At 55.1% G+C, this 19637-nt stretch carries 15 protein-coding genes and 1 riboswitch; of the genes, 7 read left to right on the top strand and 8 right to left on the bottom strand.

Annotation, left to right across the window (positions count from 1 at the left end):
* Positions 1 to 40 precede the first annotated feature (40 nt).
* The 3 genes from RA157_RS04580 to RA157_RS04570 all read right to left on the bottom strand — a co-directional run bounded on the left by RA157_RS04580 (position 41) and on the right by RA157_RS04570 (position 2990).
* On the bottom strand, positions 41 to 463 hold the full coding sequence (locus RA157_RS04580) for an HPr kinase/phosphorylase (RefSeq protein ID WP_350335296.1): 423 nt from the start codon (positions 461 to 463) through the stop codon (positions 41 to 43).
* A complete protein-coding gene (locus RA157_RS04575; RefSeq protein ID WP_350335295.1) occupies positions 460 to 2220 on the bottom strand; it encodes a stimulus-sensing domain-containing protein in 1761 nt (586 codons plus the stop codon). Before RA157_RS04575 ends, RA157_RS04580 begins: the two co-directional genes overlap by 4 nt.
* 71 nt (positions 2221 to 2291) lie before the next feature.
* Entirely contained in the window at positions 2292 to 2990 is a 699-nt protein-coding gene (locus RA157_RS04570) for a response regulator transcription factor (RefSeq protein ID WP_350335294.1), read from the bottom strand.
* A 330-nt stretch (positions 2991 to 3320) separates the two neighbouring features.
* Here RA157_RS04570 and RA157_RS04565 point away from each other — a divergent pair, with 330 nt between their 5' ends.
* The 5 genes from RA157_RS04565 (at position 3321) to RA157_RS04545 (ending at position 9614) form a co-directional block, all read left to right on the top strand.
* Positions 3321 to 4049: a HugZ family pyridoxamine 5'-phosphate oxidase gene (locus RA157_RS04565; RefSeq protein WP_350335293.1), complete on the top strand. Its 729-nt coding sequence runs from the start codon at positions 3321 to 3323 to the stop codon at positions 4047 to 4049.
* Positions 4050 to 4310: 261 nt separating this feature from the next.
* Complete coding sequence (locus tag RA157_RS04560) at positions 4311 to 5924, top strand: phosphoenolpyruvate carboxykinase (protein WP_434058488.1); 1614 nt, start codon at positions 4311 to 4313, stop codon at positions 5922 to 5924.
* A gap of 178 nt (positions 5925 to 6102) precedes the next feature.
* Entirely contained in the window at positions 6103 to 7968 is a 1866-nt protein-coding gene (locus RA157_RS04555) for an ABC transporter ATP-binding protein (RefSeq protein WP_434058487.1), read from the top strand.
* A 131-nt stretch (positions 7969 to 8099) separates the two neighbouring features.
* Positions 8100 to 8747 carry a 5,6-dimethylbenzimidazole synthase gene (bluB, locus tag RA157_RS04550; RefSeq protein WP_434058470.1) on the top strand — a complete coding sequence of 216 codons (648 nt, stop codon included), beginning with the start codon at positions 8100 to 8102 and terminating at the stop codon, positions 8745 to 8747.
* Between the two features lie 96 nt (positions 8748 to 8843).
* Positions 8844 to 9614: a class II glutamine amidotransferase gene (locus RA157_RS04545; protein ID WP_350335290.1), complete on the top strand. Its 771-nt coding sequence runs from the start codon at positions 8844 to 8846 to the stop codon at positions 9612 to 9614.
* A gap of 39 nt (positions 9615 to 9653) precedes the next feature.
* Here the strand turns inward: RA157_RS04545 and RA157_RS04540 are convergent, their stop codons facing one another.
* Positions 9654 to 11042, bottom strand: coding sequence for an amidase (locus RA157_RS04540; protein ID WP_350335289.1), 1389 nt, complete (start codon positions 11040 to 11042; stop codon positions 9654 to 9656).
* Positions 11043 to 11269: 227 nt separating this feature from the next.
* Here RA157_RS04540 and RA157_RS04535 point away from each other — a divergent pair, with 227 nt between their 5' ends.
* Positions 11270 to 12244 (top strand): MBL fold metallo-hydrolase, encoded by a 975-nt coding sequence (locus RA157_RS04535; RefSeq protein ID WP_350335288.1) that lies wholly within the window; start codon positions 11270 to 11272, stop codon positions 12242 to 12244.
* Between the two features lie 44 nt (positions 12245 to 12288).
* Here the strand turns inward: RA157_RS04535 and RA157_RS04530 are convergent, their stop codons facing one another.
* Complete coding sequence (locus RA157_RS04530) at positions 12289 to 13665, bottom strand: aminotransferase (RefSeq protein ID WP_350335287.1); 1377 nt, start codon at positions 13663 to 13665, stop codon at positions 12289 to 12291.
* Positions 13666 to 13807: 142 nt separating this feature from the next.
* Positions 13808 to 13935: riboswitch (TPP riboswitch) on the top strand.
* A 92-nt stretch (positions 13936 to 14027) separates the two neighbouring features.
* Between RA157_RS04530 and thiC the strand changes: the two genes are divergently transcribed.
* Positions 14028 to 15833 (top strand): phosphomethylpyrimidine synthase ThiC, encoded by a 1806-nt coding sequence (gene thiC, locus RA157_RS04525; protein WP_350335286.1) that lies wholly within the window; start codon positions 14028 to 14030, stop codon positions 15831 to 15833.
* A 117-nt stretch (positions 15834 to 15950) separates the two neighbouring features.
* Here the strand turns inward: thiC and RA157_RS04520 are convergent, their stop codons facing one another.
* From RA157_RS04520 to lptB, 3 genes are all read right to left on the bottom strand, one after another.
* Complete coding sequence (locus RA157_RS04520) at positions 15951 to 16853, bottom strand: alpha/beta hydrolase (protein WP_350335285.1); 903 nt, start codon at positions 16851 to 16853, stop codon at positions 15951 to 15953.
* Positions 16854 to 16948: 95 nt separating this feature from the next.
* Positions 16949 to 18505: an RNA polymerase factor sigma-54 gene (gene rpoN, locus RA157_RS04515; RefSeq protein ID WP_350335284.1), complete on the bottom strand. Its 1557-nt coding sequence runs from the start codon at positions 18503 to 18505 to the stop codon at positions 16949 to 16951.
* A 144-nt stretch (positions 18506 to 18649) separates the two neighbouring features.
* Positions 18650 to 19492: an LPS export ABC transporter ATP-binding protein gene (lptB, locus tag RA157_RS04510; RefSeq protein WP_434058469.1), complete on the bottom strand. Its 843-nt coding sequence runs from the start codon at positions 19490 to 19492 to the stop codon at positions 18650 to 18652.
* Positions 19493 to 19637 lie beyond the last annotated feature (145 nt).

The raw sequence follows: 19637 nt of genomic DNA, 5'->3' as shown, positions 1-19637 counted from the left end.
TAATAAAGAATGGTGCTTTTTGTGACAGTTTTAACCTCAATCAGCCCCTCAGCGCGAAGCGGATCAGATCCTCTGCATTCTCATCGAAACAGGGAACAGGCTGCCGTTTTACCGCGACATCAAGAATAGTGCATTCCAGTGCTTCTGGTTCAGGCATGCGGTCCACATCAGCGCGAGGCAGTAAATCGACAACGAGATGGATGCAAACCGCAGGCTCTGCCGGGAAGCGTTCTATGCCTTTTCCTCTGATTTCGATGAGGCCGTTGATCGTGTCTGGTGCTTTTCCAATCAGCCTGCCGTTTACGGCTGTAACGCTTGTATAGTCATCACTGACAAGGGCTGAGGCGTTGTGTCTGAGAATGTGGGCTGCGAGACTTGATTTACCGGACCCGGACGCCCCACGGATCATGACGCCGTGATGGCCAAGTCTGATGGTTGTTGCATGCAGACAGGTGGTCGTCATTTTGCAGGCAAGCAGACGATGAAACGCGCGCCTTCCGGTCGTGCAGTCTCATCCGCATCCGGCGCATAGCGGTTTTCCGCTGAAAGCGTGCCTTTGTGGGCCTCGACGATCTGACGGGAGATGGAGAGACCGAGGCCGCTATGGTTGCCGAAGCTTTCGCCTTCCGGCCTGTCTGTATAGAATCGTGTGAAAATACGGTCGACCTGATCGGCCTGGATACCGGGACCATTGTCATCCACGATGACTTCCACAAAATGGCCATAGCGGCGTACGGTCAGGGTAATGGTCCCTCCATCCGGTGAAAACGACAGGGCATTGTCCATCAGGTTGGTGAGAACCTGCGCCAACCGACTGCCATGGCCCAGGACCTTGAGTGACGCACCATCCTGCTCGATATGGTGCGCTATGGTGACGTTGTGACGGGCCGCGGTTTCCTGCTGAAGTGAGACCATCGCGTCGACCAGCTCTGCCACATCGACGGTTTCTGTATCACGTCTGACCAGTTCCGCATCCAGACGGGATGCGTCGGAGATATCACTGATCAGCCTGTCGAGCCGTCTTACATCGTGCTGAATGATGCCAAGCAGCCGTTCCCGACTTTCATCATTGCGTGCAAGCGGCAGGGTCTCGACCGCGCTTCTGAGAGAGGTGAGCGGATTCTTCAATTCGTGGGCCACGTCTGCTGCAAAACTCTCAATGGCGGCAATCCGATCGTAAAGCGCGCGGGTCATGTCGCGGAGAGAGCCGGAGAGAGCCGCAATTTCATCGGAACGCTCAGAGAAATCCGGAATTTCTTCACGGGCTCGAATAGACTGGCGTACCCGGTCTGCAGCTGCCGCCAGGCGGCGGATCGGTCCTGCAATGGTACTGGCCAGCAGGATCGAGAGAACGCTTGTAACGACTGCGGCTACGGCAAATACGCGCACAATCGCCAGACGTTCCGCCTGGATGATCGCATCAATATCGCCACCGCGCTTGGATAAAAGCAATACGCCATGTACAGCGCGGAACCGCGAAATCGGTACCGCGACCGATACAATCTGAACGCCGTCCTCAGTCGAGCGGATGACACTGGCGGGTGAGCCATTCAGTGCCGTGACCACTTCCGGATAGCCGCGTCCGTTGGCCGCGCCAAGCTCCTTATAGGGCGGAAGATCATTGCGATTGAACCAGGCGATGAAACTGGACCAGGCAGACTGATACCAGGGTAGCTGTCTGGTTGCCGGGCTGGGCAGATTGAAGCTGAAGATCTGACCGCGGGAGTAGAGGTTCCGGGAATCAAGCGTCAGATCGCCATTCCGGTCATAGATCCGGGCCCGGGTCCGTGTTGGTGAGATCAATCGACGCAGAATTGGGGCAACCTTCTCCGGATTGATCGGGAAGTCGTCGAGGAACTCGTCAAACGGTGACACACTTTCGCCAGCCTGAAGCTGCAAAAGTCGTTCCGGGTCAACCGTCAGGGTGTCGGTTTCGACCGTCGCTGAAGATGCAATGGCCGCTGCAATGATCTCGCCTTGAACCAGCAGGCTTTCCACACGTGCATCATTCAGACCATCGCGAAACTGGTTGAGGTAAAGAATGCCTGAGACCAGAACCACCAGCGCTGCCAGATTAAGCACGGCAATGCGCCGCGTCAGGCTTGATAGCAGATGCAGGCGGATGAAATGGCCAATGCGCAGCCATAACCGCATCAGGGGCAGGCGCTTGGCCCTTCGCCACAGAGGGGATGCAGTTCTGTTTTGCTGTACTTCAGCCATTTCTGCTCACATTTGGGCCTTGCACATTCTCGGCCCAGATCGGGTTCACACTGGACCCCGCGTCAGGATGATCACTCGCGGAAGCGATATCCTACGCCATAAAGAGTTTCAATCATGTCGAAATCATCATCAACGACCTTGAATTTTTTCCGCAGGCGCTTGATGTGGCTGTCGATGGTGCGGTCATCCACATAGACCTGATCGTCATAGGCGGCATCCATCAGGGCGTTGCGGCTTTTGACAACGCCAGGGCGTTGAGCCAGCGCATAGAGGATCAGGAACTCGGTTACGGTCAGGGTGACCTGCTCACCATTCCAGGTGCAGGTGTGGCGCTCCTGATCCATGGACAGGGCGCCACGTTCCAGGAGTTTAGCGCTATCGGTGGGTTTTGCCGTTGCATCCATGCGGGGCTGTGCGCGACGCAGAACAGCTTTCACCCGCTCCACCAGAAGACGCTGTGAGAACGGTTTGCGGATATAGTCGTCGGCCCCCATTTTCAGGCCGAACAGTTCGTCAATCTCATCATCCTTGGATGTCAGGAAGATAACCGGCAGTTCTGATTTCTGTCGCAGGCGGCGCAACAATTCCATGCCGTCCATACGAGGCATCTTGATGTCGAAGATCGCAAGGTCCGGCATGCCGATGTCAAGGCCATCCAGTGCGGATGCTCCGTCGGTATAGGTCTGTACCTTGTAGCCTTCCGCTTCCAGAACCATGGAGACGGATGTGAGAATGTTGCGGTCATCATCAACGAGCGCGATAGTGGGCATAAATCGACTCCTCTTCGGACCATGGGCTTCTGGGAGCCCCCCTGTTTGGTCCTATTCGTCATCATCCGCTTTTGCGCCGACGATTACGTATAAAATAAGGCAAGTGCCGGGAAATGCGAGTGGAGATAAGGCGATGAAGCGGTATTTTTCGTTGTTTTTCAGGCAATCAGGAGTGAAGTTGGGCCAGATGATGCGTATATCTGTTCCGGCGTTTCGATATTTGACCTGTGTTTTTACGACGACAATTGGCCGCGGGGTTGTGGATTGAGATCCAGAGGGCCAACTTGATATCAACGATGCCTCTTGCTTGATTTTCAGATGAGCTGTTCCATGTCAGAAAAAGATGAATTCTCGCCCGTTGACACAATCCGTCGCCTGATCCGTTCATCACGCACAGCGGCACTCGGGACCCAGGATGCCGAGACAGGTCATCCCTTTGTCAGCCTGGTGACCGTGGCGACCGCTCATGACGGATCACCGCTGATGCTGCTTTCTGATCTGGCAAGGCACACAGCCAACATCAAGGCGAATGGCCATGTGTCGCTCCTGTGTGATGAATTTGCGCCGGGTGATCCCCTGATGATCGCCCGTGTCACCATGATGGGGCAGGTTTCTGTCTCCGATGATCCTGTTGATCGCGCCCGGTTTCTTGCAGCGCAGCCAGAGGCTGAGGGGTATGCCCATTTTAAGGATTTTGCCATCTACCGCATGGCCATCGATGCGGCGCATCTGGTGGCCGGCTTCGGACGGATCGTCAGTGTTGCAGCTGAGGATATTCTGACTGATTGCTCTGATGCGGAAGCTCTGATTGAAGCGGAAGCGGGTGCGATTGAGCATATGAACACTGACCACGCTGATGCCCTTGCGCTCTATGCGCAGATGCATGGCGATCAGTCTGTAGATGTGAACTGGACGATGACAGGGCTTGATCCGGATGGAATTGACATCACCAACGGAGCCGACCGGATGCGGATTCCCTTTCCTGAGAGGGTAGTCACACCGGATCAGCTGCGGGCGGTGCTTGCAACCATGGCCCGGAAGGCCAGAACGGGCTCCTGATAGGAGAATTCGGCGCATTTTCTCCGATGGATGGAGTCAATCTGTCGAAATTTCGCATATCGGAACATAATTTCTCTGTTCGGAAATAGAATAAAAAAGGTCGGATGGAACAAAAGAACAGCTTGTCAGTCTACTGAAGACCCACTAGTTTCGCGGCATTCAAACTACAGAGCTTAAGCTCGTCCATCGCCCAAAACACGGTGTACCGGGGCCTGTTGCGGCATTCGGTGCATCCAGCTTGTCGCAAACAGGGAGTGCATGGTGACACAGACCAGCACCACAGGTCCCATCGCAGGGACTGATGCCATCAGCCTGACCAATCTGGCCGCTGTTCACTGGAACTATACCGAGCCCCGCCTTTACGAGGAAAGCCTGAAGCGCGGTGAAAGCCGCCTGGCTGAAGGCGGAGCCCTGACGGTAGAAACCGGCCAGCATACCGGTCGTTCCGCCCAGGATAAATTCATCGTCCGTGATTCAACCACTGAAAACACAGTATGGTGGGACAATAACAAACCGATGACACAGGAGCATTTCGACCTGCTTCTGTCGGACTTTGTGGCCCATGCCGAAGGGCGTGAGCTGTTCGCCCAGGATCTTTATGGCGGGGCGGATCCGAGTTATCGCCTTCCTGTGCGCGTTTATACAGAATATGCGTGGCATTCCCTTTTCATTCGTAATCTGTTGTTGCGCCCCGGGCGTGATGAGCTGGCGGATTTCGCTGCGAAGATGACGATCATCGATCTGCCCAGCTTCAAGACTGATCCGGAGCGGCATGGATGCCGGACTGAAACGGTTATCGCCTGCGACCTCACACGGATGATTGTTCTGGTCGGAGGAACGTCCTATGCGGGCGAGATGAAAAAGTCTGTCTTCTCCTATCTGAATTTCCTGCTGCCACCACAGGGCGTCATGCCGATGCATTGCTCAGCCAATGTGGGAGACAATGGAGATTCCGCCCTGTTCTTTGGTCTCTCCGGAACTGGCAAGACCACCCTGTCAGCTGACCCGGACCGTACGCTCATCGGGGATGATGAGCATGGTTGGGGTGAAGACGGCATCTTCAACTTCGAAGGGGGCTGTTACGCGAAAACCATTCGCCTGACCCGTGAAGCTGAGCCGGAAATCTATGCGACGACGGAGCGGTTTGGGACCGTTCTTGAAAATGTGGTTCTGGATGAAGATACCCACAAGCCGGATTTCTTTGACGGATCGAAGACGGAGAACACCCGGTGTGCCTATCCGATCCACTTCATTCCAAATGCCAGCGCAACCGGTCGTGCACCGCATCCCAAGTCCATCATCATGTTGACAGCGGATGCCTTTGGCGTGCTGCCTCCGATTGCCAGAATGACACCGGCCCAGGCCATGTACCACTTCCTGTCCGGTTATACCGCCAAGGTTGCTGGAACCGAGAAAGGTGTGACCGAACCGCAGGCGACATTCTCCACATGTTTTGGTGCTCCGTTCATGCCGCGGCATCCGTCAGAATACGGCAATCTGCTGCGCGACCTCATTGCCCGTCATGATGCGACCTGCTGGCTGGTGAATACCGGCTGGACCGGAGGCGCTTATGGTGTTGGTGAGCGGATGCCGATCAAGGCAACGCGCCGTTTGCTGAGCGCCGCGCTTGATGGCTCGCTGGAGAATGCCTCCTTCCGTCAGGATGAGCATTTCGGCTTTGATGTGCCGATTGCTCTGGACGGATTGGATAACGGCATCCTCAACCCGCGTGAAACATGGGCTGACAAAGACGCCTATGATGCTCAGGCTGCGCGCCTAGTGGGTATGTTTGTGGAGAATTTCTCAAAATTTGAGAACCATGTGGATGACAGTGTACTCGGGGCGGCTCCCTGTTACTCGATTGCTGCTGAATAGGCCTTTTCAGGTATGCAGAAAACGGAAGCGCTGCGGGATAACCCGCAGCGTTTTCTTTTTGTCTATTGATCAATATGTTTCATGATTTAAGTGCATAAATTCATTTTTGTTTATGCTAGGGTCAAGACCTATTAATTTCGTTTGTTGCCAAGTGATTGCATCGGAGGCGTTCGTGCTGATGTCACTTTATCGATGGCTTGAATCTCTCACGCCATCTTTTCCGGATGCGCGGCCTGATATGCCGCCGCAAGGCTTCTGGACGTTTATTATTCACTATGCACGACCATTCTGGCCTCTGCTGGCAGTGACATCGCTCCTGGCGACCGTGGTTGGCGTCCTGGATGTGCTGCTGTTTTCGTTTGTGGGCGATATTGTCGACTGGCTATCGTCCAGCAATCGGGAGACGTTCTGGCAGGATCACAGCTCAGACCTGCTTGTAATGGGCATATTGACCCTGATTGTTCTGCCTGTGCTCAAATTCATCTACGAAGCCATTCTGCATCAGGGGCTTCTGGGTAACTTTGCCATGCGGATTCGCTGGCAGGCCCACCGCTATCTGCTTCGCCAGAGCCTGGCGTATTTTCAGGATGATTTTGCCGGGCGGCTGGCGACCAAGATCATGCAAACCTCTCTGGCGATCCGGGACACGGTCCTCAAGATCACTGAAGTCCTGCTCTATGTTGTCGTCTATTTCACCGCCGCCGTGGTGATGTTTGCGGCAACGGATATCCGGTTGTCCGCGCCCATGATTCTGTGGTTCACGGGGTACCTGATCATCCTGCGATATTATGTTCCGAAGATGAGCCTTCTGGCCAAGGAACAGGCTGATGAACGCTCCGGTGTGACCGGGCGGATTGTGGACAGCTACACCAATATTGCAACGGTCAAGATGTTTGCCGATGCCCATCATGAAGATGCCTATGCGCGAGAGGGCATGGACCGGTTTCTGCAGTCCGTGTTCCGGATGATGCGCCTGTCGACAAATCTCACATCAATCCTGCATCTGCTGAATGGCCTGCTGATCTTTTCCGTGGGCGCGGTATCCGTCTGGCTGTGGCAGGCTGAAGCGGTTACGGCAGGTGCGGTGGCTTTTGCCATGGGGCTTGTTCTCAGGTTGCAGGGCATGTCCCAGTGGATTCTCTGGGAAGTGTTTGTTCTGTTTGAGAATATCGGCGTTGTTCGGGATGGAATGGAGACCATTGCCTGTACCCAGTCTGTGGTGGACAGGCCGGGAGCACGGAAACTGGACGTGGCGAAAGGCTCCATCTCCTATCAGACCATTCATTTCAATTATGGCAAGGGGGCTGGCTCGAGCACTGCGGGTGTTATCGACAATCTGTCCCTGTCCATTGCTCCGGGTGAGAAAATTGGCCTTGTGGGTCGTTCCGGAGCGGGCAAGTCGACACTCGTGTCTCTGCTTCTGCGCTTCTATGATATTGAAACCGGCCGAATTGAAATTGACGGGCAGGATGTTTCCGCTGTGACACAGGACAGCCTGCGGCAGGCTATCGGCATGGTGACACAGGATACATCGCTGCTGCATCGGTCTGTTTATGACAATATCTGCTATGGCAATCCGGACGCCAGCTGGGACGATGTGATGGAAGCGGCGCGCAAGGCGTCGGCGCATGATTTTATTCTCGGGCTTGAAGACATGAATGGTCGCAGCGGCTATGACGCCCATGTGGGTGAGCGCGGCGTCAAGCTGTCAGGCGGCCAGAGACAGAGAATAGCCATTGCGCGTGTGCTCCTGAAAAATGCGCCTATCCTTGTGCTTGATGAAGCCACAAGTGCGCTCGACAGTGAGGTCGAAGCGGCCATTCAGGAAAATCTCTATGAGCTGATGGAAGGCAAGACGGTAATCGCCATTGCCCATCGCCTCTCGACCATTGCGGCAATGGACCGGCTGGTTGTCATGGATCAGGGCCGGATTGTGGAAGAGGGTACCCATGATGAGCTCCTTGCGCGTGGTGGGCTTTATGCCTCTCTCTGGGCGCGGCAATCCGGTGGTTTCCTCAGCTCCGATCTGGCAGTTGCCGAATAAGTAACAAACGCATAAATATGAGATGAAGCTACGGCATACTTTACACTTGACGAGATGTGTGATTTCGGGTGCCTGTGGTTGTAGAGATCAGCTTTATGCGATCATATTCGGGGACAGAATTGGGGCTATCGGTGCAGGAGCTATCGCCGCCGGAATTCGGTGAAGATTTTCAGGATCAGTTTCAGGATCTGCTGATCTGGCGTCGGGATGTGCGCCGCTTCAGAACAGACCCCCTGACTGATGATCAGGTTCAGGGCCTTATTGATGTGGCGTCCCTTTCCCCGTCGGTCGGGAATGCGCAGCCATGGCGGTTTATCTCCATCAAATCGCCGGAACTGCGGCATGGATTGATCCGGAATTTCGAAGCAGCCAATGCAGAGGCCCTTCAGGACTATAAAGGCGAGCAGGCCCGGCTCTATGCTCAACTCAAATTGTCCGGTCTGAAGGATGCGCCGGTTCTTCTGGCGGTTTTTTCGGAAACAGAACCGGAAGAAGGGCATGGACTTGGGCGCAAAACCATGCCCGAAACCCTGGCCTATTCTACCGTAACCGCCATCTATACGCTCTGGCTTGCCGCACGGGCCGAGCGGATTGGTGTTGGGTGGGTGTCGATTATTGATCCGGATGAAATCAAGGCTTCCCTTGATGTGCCGGAGAGCTGGCAGTTCATCGCCCTTCTGTGTGTCGGTTATCCGGAAGAAGAACACGCAGACCCGGAACTTGTCCGGCACGGTTGGCAGGTGCGCGACGACAAGTGCAGAACCATCCATGTGCGATAGGGTGTTAGGGTCCTGACCCTGGCCTCTCTGTAAATTTAACGTGCTGTGAAAGGGATTTGTGGCAGGCTGCGATAAACAATGTCGGAGGATTGAGACATGTGCCGCTGGCTGGCCTATCATGGAGAACCTGTCTATCTCAGCGCCCTGGTAACACAGCCGGATCATTCGCTGATCCACCAGAGCCTGCATGCGAGTGAGGCCAAGACAGAGACCAATGGTGACGGTTTCGGGCTTGGCTGGTATGGCTCCCGGGATGTGCCAGGTCTCTACAGGGAAATTCTGCCGGCCTGGAATGATGACAATCTCAGGCATCTGGCAGACCAGATTCAGTCACGCCTGTTCTTTGCTCATGTGCGCGCGTCAACGGGCACAGCGACAACCCGTGCCAACTGTCATCCGTTTACCTGGAATAACTGGCTGTTTATGCATAATGGTCAGATTGGAGGATATGGGAAGGTCCGTCGGGCGCTTGAGAACAGACTGCCCGATGATCTTTATGCGTCCCGCCTTGGGACGACCGATTCAGAGCTTTTGTTCAAGCTGATGATCATGCACGGGCTGGAACAGGATCCGATTGAGGCTGTTCGTACGGTGCTTGAAATGACGCGGGATGAAATGCGCAAAGCTGGAATTGAATCCGCACTGCGGTTTACGGCCTGTCTATCAGATGGGGAACGCATTTTTGCATTCCGCTGCGCATCAGATGACGCTCCCCCAACGCTCTATCACAGGCGGAACCTGAAGGGAGATCTGATTGTCGTGTCTGAACCTCTCGATGATCAGACGGAATGCTGGAACAGCGTCCCGCCTCATCACACCCTGTGCGCTGACGGCGATGGTGTTCACATCAAACCGTTCTCTGTTTAGAGCGTATGCCGGGTCAGGGTTCTGATCCTGACACTGGCCCTAGTCACCTCTGCCTGTCGGTCGTGTTTTCCACCAGCCGGTTGCCTCTTCAAAGGCGTGGGCCAATTGCAGAAGCTCGAGGTCTTCATAAACCGGAGCCAGAAGCTGCAATCCCACAGGCAAGCCATCCGGACTGAAGCCGGCAGGCACAGAAAGAGCGGGCAGGCCGAGGATCGGTGTTGCCGTGACACTGGTCCAGTCCGCTTCCACATCGTGAACCGGAGTGTCGGCCGAAAAGGCCAATCCCGGATTGGTTGGCCAGGCCAGGATGTCATAATCGTCAAAGAATGCGATAAGCGTTTCCCAGCACTGGGCTTGAATACGTCGGGCATGAGCGATTTGCTGCACAGACAGGCGGCGGCCATCATCAATGGAATTTCGCACGGCCTTGCTGACGATGGTCTCGTTTTCTCCGACAAGAGGGCCTAGTTCGGAAAAGGCTTTCAAGCTGCGTGCTACGTGCTGGGCGATGAAAATCTCCTGAATATCAGGACAGGCATCCGTTACATCGCAGCCCAGATCGACCAGCACCTGCCGTGCTGTATCCAAGACTGTTTCTACATCTGGATGCGTTTGCGCTCCGAGAGGCCTTGAAGACCATGCGATCCGTAGCCCGCTGATGGGTCTGTTCAATCGTTTGAGGCAGGATCCATGGCGCGATGTGGTCTTGAGCGGGGAGCGCTTGTCCCAACCTGTTGTCACATCCACCATCAGTGCCGTATCGGCGATTGTGCGGGTCATTGGCCCCCAGACGCTAAGACCATCAAAGGGAGAAGCCTTGGGGTAGGTCGGCATGCCGCCGACAGAAGGCCGATAGCCGACCATATTGCACCATCCGGCAGGCACGCGGACAGAGCCGCCCAGATCGCTGCCATCGGCGAGACTTGCCATCCCGGCTGCGATGGCAGCACCCGCTCCACCGGAACTGCCGCCAACGGTGCGCGACAGATCATAGGGATTGCGGGTGATGCCTGCCACGGCATTGGCACTTTGCCCGCCATAACAGAATTCGGGAATATTGGTCTTGCCGAAGACGATGGCTCCGGCATCCCGCATTCGTTTGACATGGAGATGGTCGCGGTCCGGTACCCTGTCCTCATGAATCAGAGAGCCGGACGTACTGCGCAGATCTTTCGTATCGAAGGAATCCTTGACCGCATAAGGAATGCCGTCGAGTATACCTTTTGCATTGTTTTGCATGCGCCGACGTTCGGAAGCCCTTGCCTCATCCATTGCCTGGTCAAGATCAAGAGTGATGAAAGCGTTGATCTGGTCATTGTCTGCATCAATGCGCGCAATGATGGCCTCCATCAGTTCAACGGGAGAGAGTTCCCGCCGGTCCAGCATGTCGATAAGATCGGTTGCGGGTGTGAAGGCAAGGTCTGTCATCGCTGCAAATCCTGATGTGGCCCCTGAGTCTTGATCCTAGTCGGGACATGATCCGGCTCTTGTGTCAAATGGATTGTCGTTTGTCGTCATTCAAACGCTGCGTCTCCATGGCATATTCCGATCTAACGAAAAGTTGTCTGCGTATGAGGGGTGTTTAACTCGACACAAGAACGAGCGGTCCAATAATCTGTATCCATTGTGAGACTTCACCAAAAGGGAGTGAAATCATGTCTCAAGATCTATCTTTCTCACGCCGTGCCTTGTTAGCCGGTGCGACTGCTGCAGCGGTTGCTCCGTCATTGTCTATTACATCCAGCCCGGCAATCGCCGCGTCTTCGCCGCTGGTTACCCCAACGGTCAACCAGTTCAAACTGGGGTCGTTTGAAATCACCACCATTCTGGACGGTGTCCGGAAGGTGTCGCCGATTACCAAAGTGTTTGGCATTGATCAGCCGGTTGATGACGTCCACACGCTGGCCGATAGCAATTTCCTGCCAACCAGTGCCATGGCGATCCAGTTTACCCCGGTTATCATCAAGACCGGCAAGGATGTCGTGCTGTTCGACACGGGCAATGCCCAGGGCTCTGATGGCAGTGGTCAACTCGTCCATGGTATGAAGGCGGCTGGCATCGACCCGGCCTCTGTGACTGTTGTGGTCATCACCCACATGCATCCGGACCATATCGGCGGGATTATGGCCAATGGTCAGGAAGTCTTCCCGAATGCCCGTTATGTAACGGGCCGTGTGGAGTATGATTTCTGGAGTGATGACAAGCACCTGTCAGGCCCGACAGCCCGCATCGGGACGCTGGTCCAGTCCAATGTCAAGCCGATTGCCGAGAAACTGAGTTTCCTTGAGAATGAAGGGGATGTGGTCACCGGCATCAAGGCACTGGCCACATTTGGACATACACCGGGGCATATGGCCTATCACATTGAAAGTGAGGGCCAGCAGCTCCTGATCTGGGGCGATATCTGTAACCATTTCGTTCTCTCACTGCAGAGACCGGAATGGCATATCGTCTTTGATTTTGACAAGGAAGCCGCTGCAAAGACCCGCAGGCGTATTCTGGATATGGTGGCGACGGATCGGATTCCGGTAACCGGGTATCATATGCCGTTCCCGGCTGTCGGCTATGTGGCCAAGCATCAGACCAGCTATGTCTGGACCCCGGCAAGTTACCAGTTTGCCGTGAAATAATGTCAGATGGTCTGGCTTCCTTTTGAAGCCAGACCATTCTCCGCTTAACCTATGCGAGCCTTGACCGCATCCAGGGCGGCTTCGGTGATATCAAACATATCATCAATATCCGCCTCATTGACGATCAGTGGCGGGCATAGAGCGTATGTATCAAACGGCGTTGCCCGGTTCAGCAGGCCCCGGTGTTGTGCTTCTTCGACCGCCATCGGACCGATCTTCTCGGATGGGTCAAAATTCTCTTTGGTGTCCTTGTTTCTGACCAGTTCCAGCCCGCCGATCAGACCCGCACCACGGGCGTCGCCTACCAGCGGGTGGTCGCCGAGCGCGCGCAGGCGCTTCTGGAAGTGTGGGCTGACAGCCTGCACATGGTCAATAATGTTGTCTTCTTCATAGATCCGAAGCGTTTCCAGAGCCACAGCCGCGCTTACAGGATGGCCGCCATAGGTCAGGCCGATGCCGAAGACGCCGAGCTTTGCAGAATGTTCACGTAGGGCTTCATAGATCTGTTCCGACATCAGGACGGCCCCGATTGGCAGATAGGCTGAGGACAGCTGTTTGGCGCAGGTAATCAGATCCGGCTTAATGCCATAGGTTTCCGATCCCCACATCTTGCCCGTGCGACCAAAGCCGCAGATAACCTCATCAGCCACAAACAGCACATCATGCTTTTTGAGGACTGCCTGAACCTTGTCGAAATAGGTCGCTGGCGGTGGCATGACGCCACCCGCACCCATCAGCGGCTCGGCGAAGAAAGCGGCGACTGTCTCAGGGCCTTCTGCGATGATCAGGTCATCCAGTTCCTGGGCCAGACGTGTGGCGAACTCTTCCTCGCTTTCACCCTCCTGGCCATATCGATAGTGGCAGGGTGTTGAAACTTTCAGGAAGCGGTCATTCACCGGCATGTCAAAGCCAGCAGATGCGTAGGGCAGCGCGGTGAGGCTGCCGGATGCACAGAGAACCCCGTGATAGGCGCGTTCCCGTCCGATGATTTTCTTCTTCTCAGGCCGATCCAGAGCGTTGTTGTAATACCAGACGGTCTTGATGGCGGTGTCGACAGATTCCGAACCGGAATTGGTAAAGAAGGCGCGCGAGATTGGCTCCGGTGCCATGGATACGAGTTTTTCAGCCAGTTCGATGACTGGTTTATGGGAGCGATGGGCAAAACTGTGAGAAAACGGCAGAGTTTCCAGCTGCTTCTGAGCCGCATCCCGCAGGCGTTTCTCGCTGAAGCCGAGTGAAACACACCAGAGGCCGCCAAGACCGTCAATATAGCCGTTTCCGTCCTGATCATAGAGACGGATCCCTTTGGCATGATCAATGATCATCGGGCCTTTGTCTTCATGAACTGCCAGATTGGTATAGGGATGTACCAGAAAGGTCGTGTCTTTCGCTTCAAGCGAGTTCGGCTTGCTGACGGCCATAAGGGATCTCCAGGAGCTGATGACTGTTACTGTCTGTAGCCTAGAGAGTTTTTACAGTGCCTGCCAAGAGGGAAGGCTATCATGTGCACGGATTTATCAATCGGGCCGGGTTGACGGTCCCCGTCACGCATCCTTATGGTGTGCTCCGTACCAGGGGAGTCCCGGCAAGGGGCTGAGAGTCTGCTATGCGGTTCTGTTGAACAGGCGGTGCAGTGACCCTTAGAACCTGATCCAGTTCACACTGGCGTAGGGATGGTCAGAGCCTGCAAGCCTGTTCGCGGACTGGAGTCCGTCCAGGGCAAGGAACCGGGCAACGCTTCCCACCCAATTGAATCTGGATCTCCTTTTGTGAGGAGAGCCTGATGAATGCTGTAACACCAACTGTTTCCGTGGGTCCGTTGCCCGCGTCCCGCAAGATCTACATGAATGGCGTCCGGTTTCCCGATATCCGGGTGCCAATGCGTGAGATTGCCGTTCACCCGACTGCAGGTGAACCTGCCGTTGTCGTTTATGATGCCTCCGGCCCGTATACCGATCCCGATATCCAGACCGATATCAGTAAGGGACTGAACCGCCACCGCGCAGAATGGATAAAGGCACGCGGTGATGTGGAAGCCTATCAGGGACGTGATGTGAAGCCGGAAGATAATGGCAATGTTTCCGGTGCCAAGCTGGTTCCCGAATTCCCGTCAAAGCATCAGCCCCTGCGTGCCACGGATGGCAAGGCCGTGACCCAGTTGGCCTATGCACGGGCGGGCATTGTCACGCCTGAGATGGAATTTATTGCTATTCGCGAGAATCTCGGCCGGGCTGAGCTGAAAGAAAAAATGCAGCGTGATGGAGAAGACTGGGGCGCGAGTATTCCGGATTTCATCACACCTGAATTTGTTCGCGATGAGGTCGCACGTGGTCGGGCGGTGATCCCGTCAAATATCAATCACCCGGAATCCGAGCCGATGATTATCGGGCGGAACTTCCTCGTCAAGATCAATGCCAATATCGGCAACTCTGCTGTTACGTCCTCAATGGCTGAGGAAGTGGAGAAGATGGTCTGGGCAACCCGCTGGGGAGCAGACACGGTGATGGACCTCTCCACGGGCCGGAACATCCACAATATCCGGGAATGGATTATCCGGAACTCACCTGTGCCGATCGGAACCGTGCCGCTTTATCAGGCGCTTGAGAAGGTTGACGGGATCGCCGAGGATCTGACCTGGGAGGTTTATCGGGATACGCTGATTGAGCAGGCGGAGCAGGGGGTCGATTACTTCACCATCCATGCGGGTATCAGGCTGCATCATATCCCGCTCACGGTTGACCGGGTGACGGGTATTGTGTCCCGGGGTGGTTCAATCATGGCCAAGTGGTGCCTGCATCATCACAAGGAAAGCTTCCTGTATGAGCATTTTAATGAAATCTGCGATATCTGCCGCGCCTATGATGTCAGCTTCTCCCTCGGGGATGGCCTCCGGCCGGGATCCATTGCCGATGCCAATGACGCGGCCCAGTTTGCCGAGCTTGAAACCCTTGGTGAATTGACCAAGATTGCCTGGGCCAAGGACTGTCAGGTGATCATAGAGGGCCCGGGTCATGTGCCGATGCACAAGATCAAGGCCAATATGGACAAGCAGCTGGAGACCTGCGGTGAAGCGCCATTCTATACGCTTGGCCCTCTGACCACGGATATTGCTCCGGGTTATGACCATATTACTTCAGGTATCGGGGCTGCGATGATTGGCTGGTATGGTACGGCCATGCTTTGCTATGTGACGCCGAAAGAGCATCTTGGGCTGCCCGACAGGGATGATGTGAAAACCGGAGTGATCACCTACAAGGTCGCGGCTCATGCAGCCGATCTGGCAAAGGGACATCCCGCTGCGCAGATCAGAGACGACGCTCTATCCTGGGCGCGGTTCGAGTTTCGCTGGGAAGACCAGTTCAACCTGTCTCTCGACCCGGAAACGGCCCGCTCGTTCCATGACCAGACCCTGCCGAAGGAAGCGCACAAGGTGGCACATTTCTGTTCCATGTGTGGTCCGAAGTTCTGCTCTATGCGGATTTCCCATGACATTCGTTCCGAGGCGCAGAAGGAGGGAATGGCGAAAATGGCAGAGAAGTTCCGCGAGGGTGGAGACCTCTATATGCCGCTGGACAGAGATGTGAAATAGGTTGGATACCGATCTTTCGAGCGTTGAGAAGGTCGGGAAATCCAGCCTTCTCAATGCTCTAAGATATTGTCTTTGCAGACATTCGCTGATTCTGCTCAGTTCGAGTCGGACGACCGTCTAGTTTGCTTGTGGCGAGCCTGTATTCGCGCGTGGCTGGATGTCCTGTATGACATCTCTGACAATGTCTGAACTGTCAGCATAGAGCCATGTGAAGGCGCTGATGATACTGATGTGATCGGTGTCGTCGTAGACACGTGTTTTAACCACGCCGCCTTTTGCCCTGATTGCTTCTGCCAGGCGGTTCTGGTTGCTGACGTTCACCACATCATCGTCAGAGCCATGGAGCAGAATCATTGGCGGCTCTGTCCCTCTGACAAACGTTGTGGCACGCATTCTGGGATAGGTTTCTTCCGGGCCGAAGATCGTCGTGTAGGGCTCTTCTTCAGGCGTGAAGTCATAAGGACCTGCGAGACCGATGAAAGATGTGATGGCATCGGGAGCTAGTCCTTCCGTAGTAAGATAATCGGGATCAACAGCGAGAAGTGCACCCATATGCGCCCCGGCGGAATGGCCCATCAGGTGCAGGTTGCTCACGCGTGGATCGATCTTCTTCATTGTCCGGTGGACCCAGCCAACAGCTTTTGCGGCATCGTGCATGAATGCAGGGAATGTGACGTCAGGAAATTTCCTGTAATCCGGGATGACGACTGCCAGGCCGTGCTTTGTCAGACGGTCTCCAAGGAAGCGATAGTCCTCTTTCTGGCCATCTCTCCAACTGCCGCCATGGAAGAACACCACAACAGGGATAAAACCGGATACATCCGGGCCCGGTAAATAGATATCCAGTGTCTGGTGAGGCTGGTCGCCATAGGCGATACCCTTGTGAAGCGTCATGTCAAAATTGGCATAGGTCGGCCAGTTGACAACGCTCAGCCCGAGCTGCTGACACCCGGCCAGCAGGGTCATACCAAGAGCAAGTATAAGCTGTTGCAGCCGCTTCCAGGGTTTTGTTGCAGTCATTCAAGGCTCATCCAGGCCGACGTGGTCTGATGATTGATACCTTCGTTGACGGTTGGCAGATCAGAGATTGACAGCCTTGTGACCAGACAGTGACTTCAGGTCTGCAGATGCTTCTTCTCCCGCCGACGCTGGACGGAAGAGGGGATATGCATGGCTTCCCGATATTTGGCGACGGTGCGGCGGGCAATGTCGATGCCTTTGTCTTTCAGCAGTTTGACTATGGCATCATCAGACAGGATCTTTTTCGGGTTTTCCGCATCAACCAGTTCCTTGATCTGATGCCGGACGGCTTCAGAGGAATGGGCATCCTCACCGTCCGTGCCGGAAATGGATGATGAGAAGAAATATTTCAGCTCGAAAATACCGCGGGGTGTCATCATGTATTTGTTCGATGTTACCCGACTGACGGTGGACTCGTGCATATCGATTGCCTCGGCCACCGTTTTGAGATTCAGCGGGCGGAGATGACTGATCCCGTAGGTCAGGAAACCATCCTGTTGACGGACGATTTCTGACGAGACTTTCAGGATTGTCCGTGCCCGCTGGTCGAGGCTTTTCACCAGCCAGTTGGCCGTCTGGAGGCAATCGTTGAGATAAGTGATTTCGTCCTTTGATGATGCGGACTTGGCAATTGTTGCGTAATAGGTCTGGTTGACGAGCACCTTTGGCATGGCGTCTGCGTTCAGTTCCACATGCCAGCTTCCGTCATTGGCTGCGCGCACGGAGACCTCCGGCACGATTGGCTGGGTTGGCGCGCCGCCAAACAGGTGCCCCGGCTTGGGGTGCAGAGATCGCAGCTCCTGGAGCATGTCGGCGAAGTCCTCGTCATCCACGCGGCAGAGCGTTTTCAGGCGATCGAAATCGTGCTCGGCTATCAGTTCAAGATGATCAACCAGCGCTTCCATGGCCGGGTCCAGGCGATCACGTTCGCGCAGCTGGATCTTCATACAATCCTTCACATCCAGTGCGCAGACACCGCTTGGCTCAAAACTCTGCAGAAGGCCCAAAGCTTCCGCAAGCTGTGTACTAACCACGCCAAGGCGCGCTTCAACCTCTTCGAGATCAACGCGCAGATATCCGGCGTCATCGACAAAATCGATCAGATAATGTCCGATTAAGCGGAGGGCAGGATCATCGGTGGCGAGAGAAAGCTGCTCTGACAGATGGTCGGCCAAGGTTGCTTCCGCAGCGATGAAGGCTTCAAGATTTGTGTCATCCGAGCTGACAGTCGATGAGGGAGAGACCGTACCCCAGGGGTCAACAGAGCCGGGCAGCTCGAGGCTTTCTTTCGGCGTTTCTGAATCATCGGGGAAAACGTTCTCGAGAGAGGAATCCAGCTTGTCGGAAATACTGTCCGCGCTGGTCTCAAGGCTGTTCTCCATCCAGTTCTCATCAGACGCTTCTGCCTGATCTCCGGCAGTCTGGTCATCTGGATGGGGTTCTATTGGCGTTTCAGCGTCCGCCCAGCTGGCCTCTTCGGGCTCTTCTGTAGTTTGTGACATCTCCAGAAGAGGGTTGCGGTCCAGTTCTTCAGCCAGATAAGCAGAAATATCGAGGGACGACATCTGAAGCAGTTTAATGGCCTGCATCAGTTGCGGCGTCATCACCAGAGACTGGCTTTGTCTGATTTCTAGCCGCGGGGATAACGCCATGGGTCGTGAAGTGCCTCGAGAGTTGGCCTGTTTTTTGCCTGCAGCTACTCTATTCGTTTCTCGATTAGCTGAAAAGCCCTCTCAGGGGGTTATGCCCGCCGGTATCTGTAAAGATGTTTAATGGTTTGAACCGGGATCGTAGCTTTATAGCGTGAAGCCTTCGCCAAGATACAGGCGGCGAACGTCCTTGTCGGAAACGATCTCTGAGGGCGTGCCGCTTTTCAGTACGTTGCCGCTATGGATGATATAGGCCCGGTCGATAAGGCCGAGGGTCTCGCGTACGTTGTGGTCGGTAATCAGAACGCCGATGCCGCGCAGTTTCAGATGATGGACAAGCTGCTGAATGTCACCGACAGCAATCGGGTCAACGCCTGCAAAGGGCTCATCCAGCAGCACAAAGGCGGGACGGCTGGCCAGGGCGCGCGCAATTTCGAGACGGCGACGCTCACCGCCGGACAGGGCGATCGCGGCAGACTTACGCAGATGGGTGATGCGGAATTCTTCCAGAAGAGCATCCAGCTCTTCACGCCTGCGCTTGCGGCTGGGTTCAACCATCTCAAGGACGGCCATGATATTGTCGGCAACAGATAATCCCCGGAAGATGGACGCTTCCTGAGGCAGGTAGCCGATGCCAAGCCGTGCCCGGCGATACATCGGGTAATCCGTGATGACCTGTCCATCCAGTTCTATGTCGCCGAAATCCGGTCTGACAAGGCCGGAAATCATATAGAATACTGTCGTCTTACCTGCGCCATTCGGACCCAGAAGCCCGACAGCTTCTCCTCTTGCAAGGGCCAGGCTTACACCCTTTACAACGGCTCTTTTGCGATAGCTCTTGCCGATGCCGCGCACCGTCAGCCATCCCGGACCGGACTGGATCAGTGGTTCCTGGGGATAGTTGTCCGCATAGCTATGTTCATAAGGTGCTTCCGGATGATGGAAAAAGGCCGGGTCAGTCTGTCCGACCAGCTCGTCCATCAGATCCATTTCCCTTTGCTCTTGCTGACGTGCATATTCCGCCTCTGTCAGAGGCTGGTCCGAGGCCGGATGATAAGCATCTAGGTTAGGGTCGAACGGTTTCACATCAAGTCCATAAGGGCGCCAGCACGTGGATCACAGATCCGGGTCGCTG

The sequence above is a fragment of the Coralliovum pocilloporae genome (assembly GCF_030845175.1).
Lineage (GTDB): Bacteria > Pseudomonadota > Alphaproteobacteria > Rhizobiales > Cohaesibacteraceae > Coralliovum > Coralliovum pocilloporae.
The sequence above is the reverse complement of the archived record's forward strand: the minus strand, read 5'-3'. Positions and strand labels throughout refer to the sequence as shown.